Raw genomic sequence first — 17,169 nt, forward strand, 5'->3', positions numbered from 1 at the left:
CATGAGTGGGGTTGGCGACGAACCGCGAAACGTGTAAGATTGCATTGCGATATGGATGATTGATTCCATTGTGCGGGTGTAGTTCAGTGGTAGAACGTCAGCTTCCCAAGCTGAATGTCGTCGGTTCGAGTCCGATCATCCGCTTCTGGTCCCACTAACCACTAAAGTGTTAATCCGCTACACAGGCCTTGATGATATGAGTAAGATACTCATTGTGGCCAGCAGCAAAGGTGTCCATTGGGCCAAGCAAGCAAGGGTGTTACGTTATTAGGCTTTGTTCAATGTACCTTGAAAAGCCGACGGACTCAGGGCTGTCAGACAAATTTGGTCATTAAAAAAGCCGGGTCATGACCCGGCTTTTTGGAGCTGCGGCATCTAGATTCCACAGCCCTCTGGTCCGCAGAAACTTTCCCCGTACAGGACCTCCGCGTCACAGAGATAGATCATGCCCGCATAATCGGAGAAAAACTTCGCTGCGATCTGATTCGAAATAGTCTGGGCCATAATTCGATCGGGGGTAAGCACCTCAAACTTGATATTCGCCGTGGTATCAGAAACGTTAGGTTGTCCCGACGAGCGCACGTTGCGACTGCCCTTACCGCCAGTCTCTAAGACCGTATAACCACTCGCCCCAGATTCTTCAATGATTTTGGCGATCTTTTTCAGCAGAATCTTTTCTGTGATAATGACAAGTTTTTTGGCTGGCTTGGCCATGTTGGTTACCTTTTTGACATCTGTACATTAATCTACTAGGTCTGCCGAGCCGCGAGAGCGCCGACAGACCACGACCCGTTTGGAATTAGCCGCCGAGCGCTTGGGCAAGACCGAGGAAAAACGGGATACACAAGCCAATCGCAATCGGCGTACCGATGGCGGTGGAGGCCCCAATATAAGCGGAAGGATTGGCTGACGGGATACCCGCTCGCAACGTGGGTGGACCGGAGATATCTGAACTAGAGGCGGCAATAACAGCCAGAATCACAACGCCGCCCAGGCTGAATCCCACGGTTTGGTGGGCAATCATGCCAAGACCAAAGGCGATCAGCCCATGCACAAACGGTGCTACCACACTGTACACGACATACCACTGGGCCACCTTGCGCAGTTCGCCAATCCTGGACCAAGCCTCCATCCCCATGACCAGCATCAAGATCGAGAGCAAGCCGCGAAAGAGGGGATCGTAGAAGCTTTCATAGACACTTTCCGGCTGGGTGAAGATGCCAAGGGCCAGACCTAACAGCATCGCCGATAAGGCAGGACCCCGAAGGCTTTCCTCAATGATCGGCCAGATCTTGACCCGATTATTCTCGCCCCCCTGCTGCTGACTGAGATACTCCTGCCGACTACGGGGGTAAGCTTCTTGATTTGGATAATTGCCAGCTGCAACCGGTTGCTCAGTCGAGTAAGCTGCTTCTCTAAGCTTCTTCTTATTGAGATAAATGTTGGCTATAACAATTGCAGTCACGAGGGCAGGGATATCCATGAAGGGATAGAGCGCGCCAGCCCATGCCTCATATGACATGTTTTGTTCTTCCAGAACCGTCAATCCTGCAGCCATCGTGGAGCCACTCACGGCTCCAAACAGTCCCCCAGTCGCGATCGCATCAACAACTTTGACCTTGGGCAGTTTGGCCAAAGTGTAGCGCGCGATGAAGACAACCACAATCCCGACAGCAACCGCACAGAGCATGGGCAATACCATGTCTGCCAAGTTGGAATTACGGATGGCAATCCCACCTGTCAAACCAATTTTGGTGAGCAGCATGAAGACGATGATTGTACAAATCGACTCAGGAATAATCAATTCGCTCCCGAGCGCAGCAATGATCATCCCACCAATCAAAAAAGCGAGTGTTGGGGACTGCAACTGCTTAATGAAGTCCGTTATAAAAAGGGATACAAAATCCACTGATACCTCCTTGGGGGTTCTCTAACGAGGAGTAGCGCAATAAATGAATGCTTAAGAGTTTGGCACCACTTTTCATAGATTTTTGTCTATCAAGACTTAAATCTTTATATGCTTAAGTCTATCCTGAAGTGCACCAATTTTTTCGCTCACCAACATGGATTTGGAACCTAATGTCAAATTCAAATCATAAGTTTTTCTTTTGTTTGGCGATTCCCACCCCTCCTTCTCATTAATGGCAATCGCAGGGGCAATCCAGGCACAGGCTCTGGGGTCCGGAGCCCAATGCCCTTCATTGTCTCTGTTGGGGGGTTGACCACCTCCTGAGTCGTGATATTACTTTACCTGCCTAGAAAAACACTCTGGTGCCAGATGATCCATTGCAGGCCAAAGTCGTTAAAGGCCAGAGTCATTGCAGGCCAGAAGCATTGAAGGCTAGATTCATTGGAACTAACGCCCACGGGCCGGATTGTCCCCAGCACCTGGCTATCGCTTAGCATGAACCTGATTGCATGAGGGGCGGTATTAATCCACTTGCAGCGCAGGTGTCTCAAGGAGTAATTCCTTGGGTGACTCCACGGTTGATTTCTGAGGTGGGGTCGGCGCTAAGGGAGGACGGTAGCGAGCAGCGTTGATCCAAAGGACTGAAAGCAGTAACCCCACTGCGCAACCGATCAAGAAGATCCAGCCGTGGGAGGATTCTAAAACACAGAGCAAGCGGCGATTAGGGCCATAGACCTGCACAACCCATCCTTGATCCGCCTCCAGTTTTGGCTGTGACTGCCTCGATTCAAAGCTCTTCATGGTTTTTGACGCCCTGCGGATTGTGTATATCGCTTACAGGCCGCTTGGCTGTGACACACTGCATGGAACGCCTGCCGAAAATTCACCTGGGGGATGGGGATAGCAACCTGAGAGCAGAGGTTGGGTCGTTGAGCTGCCTTCGCAAAATTCATAGATATAAGCCTATACTTTAAGCGATCACCATATCCTTAAGTTTATGCAATACCTGACTAACAAACAGCATTGTTTGGAAAATATTGCCTTAAACTTGCTAAATCCTGTGATAACCGCAACTTATAATCGGGTCTGAACGGGGACAGCGCGATCGCTGCACTGAATCTCAGCGTTCTGGGAATTCTGGAAAGGAAGGTATTGGTCATGGTCAGCAATGGAGTACAAACCCCCAGGTTCATGGACGAAGAAATGGCAGGGTCGTCTTGTTTTCCTGATCCTCGTCCTTTGGGCTTGTGCAACAAAATCTGCCCTTGCAGAGGGAAGCAGAGAGTTGACCACGCAAGGAGGAAACCGGGCCTTTTTGCTCTTTCACTCCAGTAGCAATAGCCGCCCCACCATTGGGAGCATTCCCCTCAAAACGATTATTAAGGTCTATGCAAGGTCGGGCGAGACGATCAATTTGGGATCGAGCGCTAACGGCCTTGGGTCTGGCGTCATTAACTATCGCTCTCCCGCCGGGACAGCCGGAAGTTGTCCCACAAATATTGGCATCATTCTCTCGCGGACGCAGGAACTGGCCGGTCCAGCGCCCAATACGAACGGCTATACCCCTTGCGTCATTTCTGTAAACCCAGGTGACGAGGGCATCTGGGAAATCGACTTTGTCAGTCCGAGTCCCACCACCGATAATAATCCCACAGGCATTAGTGCCGATGGAAACTGGACCCAAGCCAATAATGTGGGATGGGTGGCTGCTTGGGATGCAACGGTCAGAAATAGTTCAGGCGTTTCCTTAACAGGCCGCGTTTTTTCAAATAGCCTGGCCCTGCGCATGCCTCCCAGTGGAGCCAGTTTTAGGCCACTGCTCTATGTGCAAACCAAGGAAGGCTATCAATATCGGGTGAATCCCAGAAACTTAGACCCGTACACATTTGTGTTTTTTGCCAACAATGCTGGCTTTAAAAACTCCAGTACGAACCAACCCTTATATCGATCGGTTCTGTTTCCGGGGGGCACCGGGCTTGAAACTGGAGTTTCTGTTCACGACCCCACCACTCCGGATAGTGGCAATGACGTGACCCACAAAGTTTTTTTTAATCCCCCTGATTCCACCATGGGGGCCACCGCCGCCAGCCCCAGTGGTGAAACATGGCTATACCAAAATCCCACGCCACCAATCCCGAGCAATTTCAGATTTTCGGGCATTGAGGGCACCATCGGGAAAGCCGGAACCAGTCCTTTGGGAGGCAGTTTTAGCTTTGATAGTAATGTAACGGGGCAATTTCAGATTATTTTGGACCTGAATCGGGATGGAATCTTTGGAAATGGAATTGATCGGGCTCTGATCGGATTTGCCACCGTTGGAAGTAACACCATCTATTGGGATGGAAGAGATAATACGGGCACACCGGTTCCCGCAACGAGTGGCACCTATGGAGGACAAATCGTTCTCAATGCAGGAGAAATCCATTTCCCGCTCTTAGATGCAGAGCAAAACCCCAGTGGTTTAACCATCGAACGCTTAAATAATCCTGTTCCCCCCACAACTCCCACCCCGGATCCGTTTTTTGTCTATTTTGATGACAGTGCGGTGGGAGGGGCCGAGGCCAGAAATGGCGTCAATAGCAGTGCTGGGGTCCATTCCTGGACCAGCAACTTTGGAAACAATAAGGGTTTAGATACCTGGGCCTACTATCCATCCAATAGAGTTCCCCTGAGTGGTGGCATTGAGATTCGGGAAGCCGATCTGGAAGTGGTGAGTAAGACCCACGCTCCCACGGGTGTGAATGTCGGTAACCTCGTTACCTATACCATCGTGGTTAGAAATAATGGTCCTAGCGATGTGGTGAATGCTCAGTTGATCGATATGGTGCCAGCTTCTTTAACGGGAGTGACCTGGACCTGTGCGGTTTCTTCAGCAGTGGCAGGCAACAGTTGTGGAGCCGCGAGTGGGTCGGGCAACAATATTGACACTACTGTGAGTTTATTAAATGGCGCCACGGCAACCTATACCGTTCGAGGAACTGCCGCAAGCTCTGGGACTATCATCAATTCCGCAACTATATTGCGCCCCGTTGATATTACCGACCCCAACGATGTGAATCGGACAGGCGCGGGTAATAACAGCAAGGAGGACAGCATGTCGGTGGCGGCCGCCCCGCCGGTGCCCAATATATTAATCGTCAAAAGAATTACTGCCATTCAAGGCGACCCCCTCAACCCCAACGATCAAAACACTCCCTTGGATCAGTTTGTGGACGATACAGTCTCCGCTTATCAGGCCGATGATAATGCCTCCGGGTGGCCGCCTGGCTATCTGAAGGGGGCGATCAATGCCGGTCCAATTAAGCCCGGTGACACGATTGAATATACCGTTTACTTCCTGAGCGCGGGGAATACTCCGGCGGAGGGGGTGCGCATTTGCGATCGCCTCCAAGCGGGCCAAAGCTTCCAGCGCGGGAGCTACAACTCCGGCAGCGTTGATCTGCAACTTCATTTTGGCGACCTCGCAACGGGAACCACCTACAACCTGAGCGCAATGAATGATCCTGGCGATCGCGCCGAGCTTGTTCCTCCTGGTATTACTCCCAGTAACTGTAACCTGCAGGGCAGCAACGATCATGGCACCCTGGTTATTGACGTTACGGGGACCGTCGGCACCCCCAACCAGCCTAACCTGCCCCCCTCGACTGGACCGGGTACCCCCACTGATTCCTATGGCTTTATTCGGTTTACCACAACAGTCGATCCCTAAGGGCTGACGAGTCGCGGGGCTGTCCACGGATGAGATCCGTTTGCGCCGCGGCGCGAAGGAATTCTTCAGTTCACCAGGATCTGGGCTCATCTTCCCTGGGATGAGACGTCATCGAGACCAGTTCTCCTGGCGAAATTTCTCCAGACCTATCCGGGATTCAGACTCTGTTGGACGACCAGATTGAAAGCCTTCGGGGTCACCAAATGGGGCCAGTGATTTCCAGAGATTCTGCGAATGCTTAAGCAGGATAGATAATCCCGGTAAGGCTGGATTTGCCATGATAGGCGATTCAACCCGGCCGCAGGAAGGAAGATCTCCGTAGCAACATCTAACGGCTCCGTTAAGCCTGATGTTTGAAAACAGTCTGCAAAGATGCCGTTGCGCGCTGCAAGCACAAATCGACTTCCCCAGCGACCATCTGCCTTTTGTTCCAGGTTGGCCCGAAAGACCTCTTGCTGCAGGGGACTCCAGCCTCGATATTGCTTCAAGCTGCGGGCGACCTGTTCTGCCGCTAGGGCACTGGGAAAGGGACCAAGAACCTTCAAGAAGGGCAAGGTGCCATAGATCAGTGGTAAGGTCGGACGGAGAATTTTCGGCAGCTGATTTACAAAAAATGGATCCACAAGAATCAGTTGCTGAATGAGAGTTGGCCGCGTTTTCGCCCACAGCAGCGCCACCTTGGCAGCCCATGAATGAGCAATCACCTGCAGGTCAGACCATTGGTGGATCTCTGCAAGGGCGTCTAAATCCTTGACAAACTCTGAAGCCAGGTAGGCGGAGGGGATCTCTGGCTTGAGACTCAGACCATGGCCCCGTAAGTCTGGCGCAAAGCATCGATATCGAGGCATTAAGGTTTGAGCCAGATCCGCCCAAACAAGGCCATGATCTGCCAAACCATGGAGCATCACAACTGGCTTTCCGGCTCCACCGTCTAGGTAGGATAGCGGTCCATCCACCCGTGAGAGGGTGTGTCGTTTTAATTCCACCAGTGTGCCTCACCCTTAACTCCAAGCAGTTTACCCTAGACCACGGAGAGAGGCATGCCCCTGCTTTGCCCGCTGAATCTACCCGCGATCAGGCGGCAATTTTAGGCTGGACGAATTGGGCGATCAAGCAGGAGAGCCGCGACTCATCAGCGGCGCTATGATCAGTCGTACCCCATTGCAGCTGCCCTTGATGTCTGTCCCACCGCCGCAGATCCTCCCCCCTGAATTTCCCCAAAGGGCTCCTTCGTGGAACGATGGGGTCCGACTAGCTCTAATCTACCGTCTGACGGCTTTTATCAACCGGATTCGGATTACACCCGAAGCCCTGCTGCTGCTGACGGCCTGCTTAATTGGCGCTGGCACCGGCGTTGCGATCGCTGGACTGCGGACCCTCATTGCCCTGATTCAACTGACGGGGCTACACGGCCTATGGGCCATCTCTCCAGAGCACCCTCACTGGTGGTTGCCCGTTCTCCCCCTGCTAGGGGGTGGATTGGTCAGTCTCATGCGCTGGCAACAGCCCATTCTGCTGGGTCAAAGTCTGCAAACGCTCCTGAGCGACAACCGCGAGCAGTCTGCCTCCATCCTTCGTCCGTTGCTGAAACTCCTGGCTGCGGCCACCTCGATTGGGACAGGGGCCTCCCTGGGAACCGAAGGTCCGAGTGCGGAAATTGGTGCTAACGTGGGTGCCCTGTTAGGACAGGCCTTTCAGGTGTCGAAGGAACGCTATCGTTTACTCTTGGGAGCGGGGGCCGCCGCGGGTCTGGCGGCGGGGTTTAATGCGCCCATTGCCGGGGTTTTCTTTGCCTTGGAATTGGTCCTGCCGCAGTCCTTTAATGCTCAAGGTGCCAGTGTGCTGCTGATCTCGGCCGTCACAGCTTCACTCATTGCTCGGGCCGTATTTGGGGTGGAGCCCGAATTTGATCTACCGGCCTATCAGGTCTTAAGCAACTGGGAATGGGTCTGCTATCTGGGCTTAGGAATTTTAGCCAGTCTGGTGTCCCTGACCTATGTCCAGGCCATTCAATTTTTCCAGCAGCTTTTTCAAGGCAAAATTTGGCCCCGCCAGGCTTTCCCCCTCCTGCCCTCGCCCTGGACACCGATCATTGGCGGAGCCGGGGTGGGGCTTTTGGCCCTGGGACTGCCGCAAATTCTGGGAGTGGGCTACGGCACCGTCGACGACATTTTGCAGCAGCAAGCCTTTAGCGTCTCCTTTCTGCTGCTGCTATTGGCCGGTAAGCTCATCGCAACGGCCCTGAGCCTGGGAAGCGGACTGGTGGGCGGCATTTTTGCCCCGGCGCTGTTTTTGGGAGCCTGTCTGGGGGATCTCTATGGTGTGGCATTGAATGGGCTGGCCCCCCCAGCGATCGCAGCGGAGATTGCCCCACCGGCGGCCTATGCCATGGTGGGGATGGCCGCAGTGCTAGCGGGCAGCGCGCGGGCGCCTCTAACCAGCCTTTTGCTTTTGTTTGAACTGACGCGCAACTATTTAATTATTCTCCCCTTGATGGCTGCCGTGGGCGTTACGGTTTGGCTGGTGGAACGGGCCCAAACCTTGCCAAAGCTGGACAAGCTGGCGTTACCGGAGATGGGCATTGGCTTACAAACCACCAACCCCCAGGACTGGCTGGATCAGGTGCAGGTGGCAGATTTTATGGCAACGCAGTTTGTGACGCTTTCCGTGACCCTGCTTCTGCCGGAGGCGGCTCAGACAATGCTGGCAGCAAAGGTGAATACCGCCATGATTCTAGGCGATCAGAAGCAGCTCTTAGGCGTACTGAGCTTAACGGATATTCTGCGTCAGTTTAATCAGGACAACAACACCTGCGCCACGATCCCTCCAACCCTAGAAACCCTCTGTAGCGCAGAGGTGCTCTACGCCTATCCCCAGGAGTCGATGTCTGCGGCACTGGCCCGGATGAACGCGCGGGGACTCCATAGCTTACCCGTCGTCGACCCAGACAGTCCTCGCCAAGTCCTGGGAATCCTGGATCGGCACCAGATGAGCCTGGCGACCGACTGGATTAAAGTGCGATCGCTGTTGGCCCAGTCGTGAAGACCCAATCATGAAGGCCCAGTCGTGAAAGAGTCGGCTCCAGGATCTTGCAAAATCCTCATATCTCTATGCATATCCTGCATATTTCTGAGGCACCACCGCCTATTTTTTTAGAATTTGGTATTAACGAATACGAATTACGGCGATCGCTACGGCTAGGATGATTAGCAATCTTCGGTAATTCAAAAAAGGAGTAAAGGCAAGTTAGTGTAACGCTTCGCTTGATTTCGCTGGCTTTTCTAGTGCTCTGACATATTCTAGTTCCATAACCCTGATTATCTGTGCTTTTAATTGGGAGTTTTGCCGGGATTGTCATGCCACCTTTCAGGGCTATTTACCTGTCGAGTTGTCCTGGATCAGGCAACACACCCCTGAAGCTATCTTCCTTATTGCGATCTGAAGGAATCCCCCCGGATAGAGGCCATGGGATCTGACCGGCCCACGGTCTGATATCACCAGTGAGGAGGGGATTGGCTGAGATGGCAAGGGTTGAATGGCAGTATTTTTTGCAGTTCATTGACCTTAGTTTTGTTTAGGAGACAAAAAATCAACCATGTCCAGGCTTTCTCGTCGTAAGTTTCTCATCTCAGCAGGGGCAACAACTGCTGCAACCCTATTGCTCCATAGCTGTTCGTCGGGCGAGAAATCGACGGATACAGCAGGGTCTGCGGCCAGCCCTTCTCCAGTGGGATCAACCGAAACCCCAGAAGTGACTACGGCAAAACTCGGTTTCATTGCCTTGACCGATTCGGCACCGCTGATTATTGCCAAGGAAAAGGGGATTTTTGCCAAGTATGGAATGCCGGATGTGGAGGTGGTCAAGCAGGCCTCCTGGGCCGCCACGCGGGACAATATCGTCCTGGGATCAGGGGGGGGTGGCATTGATGGAGCGCATATTCTGACCCCCATGCCTTACTTGCTTTCTCTAGGATTAGTGACCGATGGCAAGAAGGTCCCCATGAGCATCCTGGCAAGACTCAACGTGAATGGTCAGGGAATCTTGCTCTCGAATAGCTACAAAGACTTAAAGGTGCAGACCGACGCGAGTCCTCTAAAGGAAGCTTTTGCTAAGGCTAAAGCAGGCGGCAAGGAAGTGAAATGTGCCATGACCTTTCCAGGCGGCACCCACGATCTGTGGCTGCGCTACTGGCTGGCGGCTGGCGGCATTGATCCGGAGAAGGATGTCTCCATGATTGTGGTTCCGCCGCCCCAAATGGTGGCCAATATGAAGGTAAATAGCATGGAAGCCTTCTGTGTCGGAGAACCCTGGCCGCTGCAAACCGTCAATCAAACGGTGGGATATGGAGCATTAACCACCGGCGAACTCTGGAAAGATCATCCAGAGAAGGCGTTTGCAATGCGAACCGACTGGATTGAGAAACATCCCAAGGCGGCCAAAGCCTTGCTGTCTGCGGTCCTCGAAGCACAGGTGTGGTGTGACGATGATGCCAACAAGGCGGAAATGTGTAAAATTCTGGCGAAGCGGGAGTGGTTTAAGGTTCCCTACGACGACATTATCGATCGATCCCAAGGCAAGTTTAATCTTGCTGTACGGGAATTTGACAATCCCCAGCTCATGCAGAAGTACTGGCGAGATAACGCCTCCTATCCCTATAAAAGCCACGATCTCTGGTTCCTGACGGAAAACCAACGCTGGGGCAAAATTAAGCCCGATGAAGATCTCCAGGGAATCATTGACCAGGTGAACCGGGAGGATCTTTGGAAGGAAGCGGCCCAGGCCATTGGGCAGGAATCAGCGATTCCTAGCAGTACCTCTCGGGGGGTAGAGACCTTCTTCGATGGGGTGCAATTTGATCCGGAAAATCCGGCGGAATATCTCAAGACCCTCAAAATCAAGAAGGCTTAACGAGTTTGGGTAGGGCAGTTTCACTCTCCTGAGCTGCCCATTTCCTTTTCATCACGGGTGGGATATCCCTGATGTGATCCTTTGTTCACGCTACTGGTGTTTGATTATGGCTGTCAGTTCCTACCGAAGTTCGCGCACTCGTCTTCCCTTAGTTTTTTCTCGATGGATCACCGCCGAAAACCTTCTGAAAGTAGCCACCTCCACAGGCGCCATTCTGGTGGTTTTAGCCCTCTGGCAATTGCTGTGTTCGGGGGAAAACCCACCCCTTCCCGCTCCCCTGACGGTTTTATCCGAGACCCAGGAGCTAATTACGGATCCCTTTTTCGATAATGGGGGCACCGATGTGGGTCTTTTCTGGCAACTCCTGGCCAGTCTCAAACGAGTGGCGGTCGGATTTAGCCTGGCCGCCATTGCCGGCATCTTTGTTGGGGTTTTAGTGGGATCCAGCCGGCTACTGTACAATGCCCTCGATCCCATCTTTCAAGTCCTGAGAACTGTACCGCCCTTGGCTTGGTTGCCGATTTCCCTAGCGGCTCTTAAGGATAATGAACCCTCGGCAATTTTCGTGATTTTCATTACGGCAATCTGGCCGATTTTGATTAATACCGCTGTGGGGGTTCAGCAGGTTCCGGAAGACTATAAGAACGTTTCTAAGGTTCTTAAGCTCTCTAAGATTGACTACTTTACCAATATTTTGCTGCCTGCTACGGTTCCCTATGTCTTTACCGGACTTCGAATTGGCATTGGGCTGTCCTGGCTCGCGATCGTGGCGGCGGAAATGTTGATTGGTGGGGTGGGGATTGGCTTTTTTATTTGGGATGCCTGGAACAGCTCTTTGATCAGTGAAATTATTTTGGCACTGCTTTACGTGGGCCTGGTGGGCCTACTTCTCGACAAGCTGGTGGCCTGGATCGGTCGTATATTATCTGCGGAGGCCTAGGAAATGGCAGCGTTTCTAGAAATTGACCACATCGATAAAGAATTTAGACTCCCGAATGGCGATCGCTATCGTGCCCTCAACACCGTTGCCCTCCGCATTCAGCAGGGCGAGTTCATTTCCCTGGTGGGCCACTCCGGGTGCGGCAAATCAACACTGCTCAACATTGTGGCTGGGTTGGAGAGTGCTTCCTCAGGGGGGATTATTTTAGAGGGTCGTCAAGTTACAGCTCCCGGCCCGGATCGGATGGTGGTGTTTCAAAACTACTCTTTGCTCCCCTGGAAAACTGTGCATCAAAATATTGTGCTGGCAGTGGATTCGGTCCTGAAGCATCTTTCTCGACCCGAGCGTCGGGACATTGTAGATCATCACATTCGCATGGTGGGACTGAGCCAGGCGGCCCATAAGTACCCCAAGGAACTCTCTGGGGGAATGAAGCAACGGGTGGCCATCGCACGGGCTTTGGCCCTGCGGCCCAAGGTGCTGCTCCTAGATGAACCCTTTGGGGCCCTGGATGCGCTAACGCGCGGTCACCTGCAAGAACAGCTGATGAGCATTTGCGAAGAAAATCAGGTGACCGCCCTAATGGTGACCCACGATGTTGATGAAGCCCTGCTGCTATCGGATCGGGTGGTGATGTTGACCAATGGTCCTGATGCTGAGATTGGCAAGGTTTTGTCCGTAAATATTCCCCGTCCTCGCCACCGATTGGAGGTGGTCAACCATCCCGACTACTATCCCCTGCGTCACACCATGATTGATTTCCTCAATCAGCAGAAGCGGTCTCTCCGCCAGCGCCGCCCGCCCACTCGTCCAGTTGCGCCCCAGGTGGCCTAGACATCCTGTTTCTTTGTCCTTCTTTCGGTGTGCTTCGATGATTTACTCCCCTAATCCCGCTCTCCTGGATCAGCAAACCCATGCGCCGGCAACTTTTTTAAGTTTCGAGGGCGTCTACAAGGTGTTCCCCACACCTAAGGGCGCCTATCCCGCCCTTGAAAATGTCAATTTTACGGTTCAAGCGGGCGAGTTTATCTGTCTGATTGGCCATTCCGGCTGCGGAAAGTCCACGCTCTTGAACATGGTGGCCGGTTTTAGCCAGCCCACCCACGGTCAGATTCTTCTGCATGGAACCCCCATTACCCAGCCCGGCCCCGATCGCATGGTGGTGTTTCAGAACTATTCACTCCTGCCTTGGAAAACAGCCTTTGAAAACATTGATCTCGCGGTACGGGCAGTTCATCCTCAACTTTCCCAGACAGACCGCGCAGAAATTGTTTGGACGAACCTGGCCCTGGTGGGTTTAACAGAAGCCGCTCACCGTCGCCCTGGGCAGTTGTCCGGGGGAATGAAGCAGCGAGTGGCCATCGCTCGCGCCCTGGCCATTCGACCCGAGGTGCTGATTTTAGACGAACCCTTTGGTGCCCTAGATGCAATCACCCGCGAGGAGTTGCAGGACGAATTGCTGGAGATTTGGCGGGAACAGCGCTGTACCGTGTTGATGGTGACCCACGATATTGACGAAGCCCTCTTTTTAGCCGACCGGGTGATTATGATGACCAACGGACCCATGGCAACCCTGGGCGAAGATTTATCGATTCCCTTTCCTCGGCCCCGCAATCGCGACCAGCTTTTGGATGACCCCCACTATGCAGAACTGCGCAACTTTGCGCTGGACTTTCTGTTCCATCGCCACGCCCACCAGGAAAGTTGACGATCGATCCCCGCCCCCGAGAGGGGTCCGTAGCCTTTCGGACCACTTGCGGCTGAAGAAGGCAAAGCTCGCGGATCAATCTTATCCGTGTTAAATAAGCCTTAAGAGTCCTGGGACTTCCCATCGGCTCATCGGAGAATAGCGTTGGGATGTTAAGAGTCCCATGATGGTTCAGGAAACGCGATCGCTGCCTTGATCCGCGATCGCCCCAGGGAGTTTTGTATGCCAACCCGACAAGGTCCAGCTTCTACCATTACAGTCTCCCCCGATCGCTGTACTCGGCAATATAAAACCCTGGATATTGCCCTCAAGCGCAACCACTATCAGCCCGATGCCCTCATTGAAGTCCTGCATAAAGCACAGGAATCCTTTGGTTACTTGGAAGACGAAGTGCTGCTTTACATTGCCCGCCAGCTTAAGCTGCCCCTGAGTCGGGTGTATGGGGTAGCCTCCTTCTATCATCTGTTTAATCTGCGTCCCAGCGGCGTACATCGCTGCGTGGTTTGCCTGGGCACAGCCTGCTATGTCAAAGGCGCCAGCCAGATCCTGAGTCGCCTGGAGCGCGATCTGCAATTGAAGGTCGGAGAAACCACCGCCGATGGAGAAATCTCGCTGCTGTCGGCTCGCTGCTTAGGAGCCTGTGGGATTGCGCCAGCGGTGGTCTTAGATGAGGCGATCGCCGGCCAGCAAACGCCAGAAAGTGTCGCCCAAGCCGTCCAAACTTGGTCAATCCATGGCCAGAGCAGTTCCCTAGATGCGCCACCCGCATCCCCCGAACGCCGCTGATTCTAATTTAATTGGTGTGTCCTAATACACCCGGTCTCCCGAGGGTTAAGGGAATACCCGCGCACAATGAGATCTAGTCGATCCCGTCGCTTTGTTGGCTTTTCAAGATAAACAACGGGCTGATTGTTTATTTCAAAACCCCAGCCATCGATTCACATCTCTTAAGTAAGCCTTAAGAGTGTATCCCTCTTTCAAAAATTCCCTTGAGAATAGAGGCGGTACCCAGAGTTGGACTAAAGCAAAGTTGGGTTGAAGCAAAAGTTGGGTTGAAGCAATCCTCGCTGGGGGGAGATCCATTTTGGGGTCAGTCTGCAGATTAATCCCGCTTGGACCTGGCAAGCCGCTGTTGAGAAGGGATGAGATGGATATTTCTGAGCTATATCACCTGGCAGAGCAAGAGCGCAATCGCCGTAAACCACATCGAATTCGCTGCTGTATGGCCGCAGGCTGTCAGTCCTCTGGGGCGGTGGCAGTGAAGCAACGACTCCAGGAGGCGATCGCCCATCAGCACCTGCAGTCGGAGGTTGATCTGTGCAGCGTGGGTTGCTTGCGCTTCTGCGGCCACGGTCCCATGGTGGCCACCGATCAGGCTTTATTTGAGCAGGTGAGCGCCGCGCAAGCGCCAGACATTTTGCGACACCTCCAGGGTGAGGAAACGGCGCTGACCCCCTGTGACGATCAACAACCCTTTTTTGCTCAGCAGTTCCCCATTGTGCTGGAAAACAGTGGTCAGATTGATCCCGAACGGATTGAGGACTACATTGCGGCAGGTGGCTATGAACCGCTGTATCAAGCCCTCTACGAGCTAACGCCAGCGGAGGTGGTGGCCGAGATTACCCAAAGCGGGCTGCGAGGACGCGGGGGCGGGGGATATCCCACGGGACTTAAATGGGCCACCGTGGCTAAAATGCCGGGAGATCAAAAATACGTGATCTGTAATGCCGATGAGGGCGATCCCGGTGCATTTATGGATCGCAGCGTTCTCGAGAGCGATCCCCACCGGGTGTTAGAGGGCATGGCGATCGCCGGTTATGCCCTGGGATCCAACCACGGGTTTATCTACGTGCGCGCCGAATATCCCCTGGCGATTCAACGCCTCAACAAGGCCATTCAGCAAGCCAAGAAGTACGGCTTACTGGGCAGTCAAATTTTTGAATCAGGCTTCGACTTTAAGGTGGATATCCGCATTGGCGCCGGGGCATTTGTCTGTGGCGAAGAAACCGCACTGATTCACTCCATTGAAGGGGGACGGGGCAACCCGCGCCCCCGCCCCCCCTACCCGGCAGAATCAGGACTCTGGGATTGCCCAACCCTGATTAACAACGTGGAAACCTACGCCAACATTGCCCCCATTATTCGTCGGGGGGCAGACTGGTTCCGCAGGATTGGGACGGCCAGCAGTGCGGGGACAAAGGTCTTTGCGCTAACCGGAAAAGTTCAACATACCGGACTCATTGAAGTGCCGATGGGGACCACCCTGCGGCAGATTGTCGAGGAGATGGGAGGCGGGGCTGTAGAAGGGCAAGTTAAGGCCGTGCAAACGGGAGGCCCCTCAGGCGGCTGCGTTCCTGCAGCCTTTTTTGAGACCCCGGTGGATTATGAATCCCTGCAAAAGCTGGGCACCATCATGGGGTCCGGCGGCATGATTGTCATGGATGAAGACACCAGCATGGTAGAGATTGCTCAATTTTATATGGACTTCTGCCGGGGAGAAAGCTGCGGCAAGTGCGTGCCCTGTCGCGCTGGCACGGTGCAGCTTCACGAGATGCTCACCAAAATCGTGAATCATCAGGGTTCAATGGCGGATTTAGATCAGCTTGAAGCGCTGTGCGCCATGGTTAAGGAAATGAGTCTCTGCGGACTCGGACAATCTGCGCCCAATCCAGTCCTGAGTACGCTGCGCTACTTTCGCCCAGAATATCTAGCTCGCTGTGGAGAAGGAGAGGGGGAGTAATGTCGGTTAAAACGCTAAAAATTGACGGCAAGGACGTGGCGGCGGAGGCCGGCAGCACAATTTTGCAGGCAGCCCAGGATGCCGGAATCTCAATTCCCACCCTGTGCTACCTGGAGGGCGTTTCCCCGGCGGCGGCCTGTCGGATGTGTCTGGTGGAGTTGGTCGGCAGCTCAAAACTTCAGCCAGCTTGTCACACTGAAGTCGCCGAAGGCATGGAGGTCCATACCAATACCCCGAAGCTGCAATCCTTCCGCCGCATGAATATCGAACTCATCTTTGCCGAAGGCAACCACGTTTGCGCCGTTTGCGTAGCCAATGGCCATTGTGAGCTTCAGGATCTAGCGGTGCGCCTGGAGATGGATCATTCGCGCTTTCCCTATCGCTTTCCCAAGCGCGCGGTGGATATTTCCCATCCCCAGTTTGGCATTGATCATAACCGCTGCATTCTCTGTACTCGCTGCGTGCGAGTCTGCGATGAAATTGAAGGGGCACATGTCTGGGATGTGGCCCAGCGCGGCGAATATTGTTTCATTGCCTCTGGGATGAATCAGCCCTGGGGAGCGGTGGAAGCCTGTACCTCCTGCGGCAAATGCGTGGATGGCTGCCCCACTGGTGCCATCTTCCGCAAGGGCAGCGATATTGGCGAAAAAGAAGGCGATCGCGCCAAGCTAGCCTTCCTCGTAACGGCAAGGGAGAAACACCAATGGACAAGATAAGATTCGCCACCGTCTGGCTGGCGGGCTGCTCTGGTTGCCACATGTCATTTCTGGATCTAGACGAATGGCTGATAGATCTGGCCCAGCAGGTGGAGGTGGTCTATAGCCCAGTGGGATCGGATATCAAGGACTATCCTGAGCAGGTGGATATCTGCCTGGTGGAGGGCGGGGTGGCCAATGAAGATAATCTGGATCTGATCCTGCAGGTGCGTCAGCGAACCCAGTTGCTCATTTCCTTTGGCGATTGTGCCGTTACCGCCAATGTTCCGGCCATGCGCAACATGCTCGGCAGCGCAGAACCGGTACTCAAGCGAGGCTATCTCGAACTGGCGAACTATACTCCCCAGCTGCCCCATGCCCCCGGTATTGTGCCCGAACTCCTGGAGCAAGTGCTTCCGGTCCATCAGGTGGTGCCGGTGGATCTCTACCTGCCGGGGTGTCCACCACCGGCCGACCGCATTCGCGCCACCCTGGAGCCGATCCTGCGGGGAGAACAGCCCCTCATGGTCGGACGCGAGATGATTCAGTTTGGTTAGGA

Annotated in this window: 13 protein-coding genes, 1 tRNA gene and 1 pseudogene; 11 read left to right on the plus strand and 4 right to left on the minus strand. The window is 53.8% G+C overall.

Annotated elements, in window-relative coordinates; translation table 11 throughout:
* Nucleotides 1-72 precede the first annotated feature (72 nt).
* Nucleotides 73-144 (plus strand) — tRNA-Gly (locus QQ91_RS04625).
* A 231-nt stretch (nt 145-375) separates the two neighbouring features.
* Here the strand turns inward: QQ91_RS04625 and QQ91_RS04630 are convergent.
* From QQ91_RS04630 to QQ91_RS04640, 3 genes are all read right to left on the minus strand, one after another.
* Nucleotides 376-714: a P-II family nitrogen regulator gene (locus QQ91_RS04630; RefSeq protein ID WP_166280591.1), complete on the minus strand. Its 339-nt coding sequence runs from the start codon at nt 712-714 to the stop codon at nt 376-378.
* Nucleotides 715-799: 85 nt separating this feature from the next.
* On the minus strand, nt 800-1,909 hold the full coding sequence (locus QQ91_RS04635) for a sodium-dependent bicarbonate transport family permease (RefSeq protein ID WP_166280593.1): 1,110 nt from the start codon (nt 1,907-1,909) through the stop codon (nt 800-802).
* A 522-nt stretch (nt 1,910-2,431) separates the two neighbouring features.
* The gene (locus QQ91_RS04640) at nt 2,432-2,710 is read right to left on the minus strand and encodes a hypothetical protein (RefSeq protein WP_166280595.1); all 279 of its coding nucleotides are present in this window, start codon (nt 2,708-2,710) and stop codon (nt 2,432-2,434) included.
* Between the two features lie 484 nt (nt 2,711-3,194).
* On the opposite strand from QQ91_RS04640, the gene QQ91_RS04645 reads away from it, so the two are divergent.
* Nucleotides 3,195-5,618: a DUF11 domain-containing protein gene (locus QQ91_RS04645; protein WP_166280597.1), complete on the plus strand. Its 2,424-nt coding sequence runs from the start codon at nt 3,195-3,197 to the stop codon at nt 5,616-5,618.
* 146 nt (nt 5,619-5,764) lie between these two features.
* Here QQ91_RS04645 and QQ91_RS04650 read toward each other — a convergent pair whose 3' ends face one another.
* Nucleotides 5,765-6,604 (minus strand): alpha/beta fold hydrolase, encoded by an 840-nt coding sequence (locus QQ91_RS04650; RefSeq protein WP_250833260.1) that lies wholly within the window; start codon nt 6,602-6,604, stop codon nt 5,765-5,767.
* 157 nt (nt 6,605-6,761) lie between these two features.
* On the opposite strand from QQ91_RS04650, the gene QQ91_RS04655 reads away from it, so the two are divergent.
* The 9 genes and pseudogenes from QQ91_RS04655 (at nt 6,762) to QQ91_RS04695 (ending at nt 17,167) form a co-directional block, all read left to right on the plus strand.
* Nucleotides 6,762-8,660 (plus strand): chloride channel protein, encoded by a 1,899-nt coding sequence (locus tag QQ91_RS04655; protein ID WP_166280599.1) that lies wholly within the window; start codon nt 6,762-6,764, stop codon nt 8,658-8,660.
* A gap of 553 nt (nt 8,661-9,213) precedes the next feature.
* Complete coding sequence (locus QQ91_RS04660; protein WP_166280601.1) at nt 9,214-10,527, plus strand: CmpA/NrtA family ABC transporter substrate-binding protein; 1,314 nt, start codon at nt 9,214-9,216, stop codon at nt 10,525-10,527.
* Between the two features lie 106 nt (nt 10,528-10,633).
* Complete coding sequence (gene ntrB, locus QQ91_RS04665) at nt 10,634-11,467, plus strand: nitrate ABC transporter permease (RefSeq protein ID WP_166280603.1); 834 nt, start codon at nt 10,634-10,636, stop codon at nt 11,465-11,467.
* 3 nt (nt 11,468-11,470) lie between these two features.
* A pseudogene (locus QQ91_RS04670) lies at nt 11,471-12,271 on the plus strand (nitrate ABC transporter ATP-binding protein); the annotation flags it as partial.
* A 67-nt stretch (nt 12,272-12,338) separates the two neighbouring features.
* Nucleotides 12,339-13,175 carry an ABC transporter ATP-binding protein gene (locus QQ91_RS04675; protein ID WP_166280607.1) on the plus strand — a complete coding sequence of 279 codons (837 nt, stop codon included), beginning with the start codon at nt 12,339-12,341 and terminating at the stop codon, nt 13,173-13,175.
* 222 nt (nt 13,176-13,397) lie between these two features.
* Nucleotides 13,398-13,961, plus strand: coding sequence for a bidirectional hydrogenase complex protein HoxE (gene hoxE, locus QQ91_RS04680; protein WP_166280609.1), 564 nt, complete (start codon nt 13,398-13,400; stop codon nt 13,959-13,961).
* 361 nt (nt 13,962-14,322) lie between these two features.
* Entirely contained in the window at nt 14,323-15,915 is a 1,593-nt protein-coding gene (locus QQ91_RS04685; RefSeq protein ID WP_166280611.1) for a NuoF family protein, read from the plus strand.
* Complete coding sequence (gene hoxU, locus QQ91_RS04690) at nt 15,915-16,631, plus strand: bidirectional hydrogenase complex protein HoxU (protein WP_166280613.1); 717 nt, start codon at nt 15,915-15,917, stop codon at nt 16,629-16,631. The genes QQ91_RS04685 and hoxU overlap by 1 nt, the downstream gene beginning before the upstream one ends.
* Nucleotides 16,619-17,167 carry an NADH-quinone oxidoreductase subunit B family protein gene (locus tag QQ91_RS04695; RefSeq protein ID WP_166280615.1) on the plus strand — a complete coding sequence of 183 codons (549 nt, stop codon included), beginning with the start codon at nt 16,619-16,621 and terminating at the stop codon, nt 17,165-17,167. The genes hoxU and QQ91_RS04695 overlap by 13 nt, the downstream gene beginning before the upstream one ends.
* Nucleotides 17,168-17,169 lie beyond the last annotated feature (2 nt).

The organism is Lyngbya confervoides BDU141951, assembly GCF_000817775.3.
Taxonomy (GTDB): domain Bacteria; phylum Cyanobacteriota; class Cyanobacteriia; order Thermosynechococcales; family Thermosynechococcaceae; genus Lyngbya; species Lyngbya confervoides.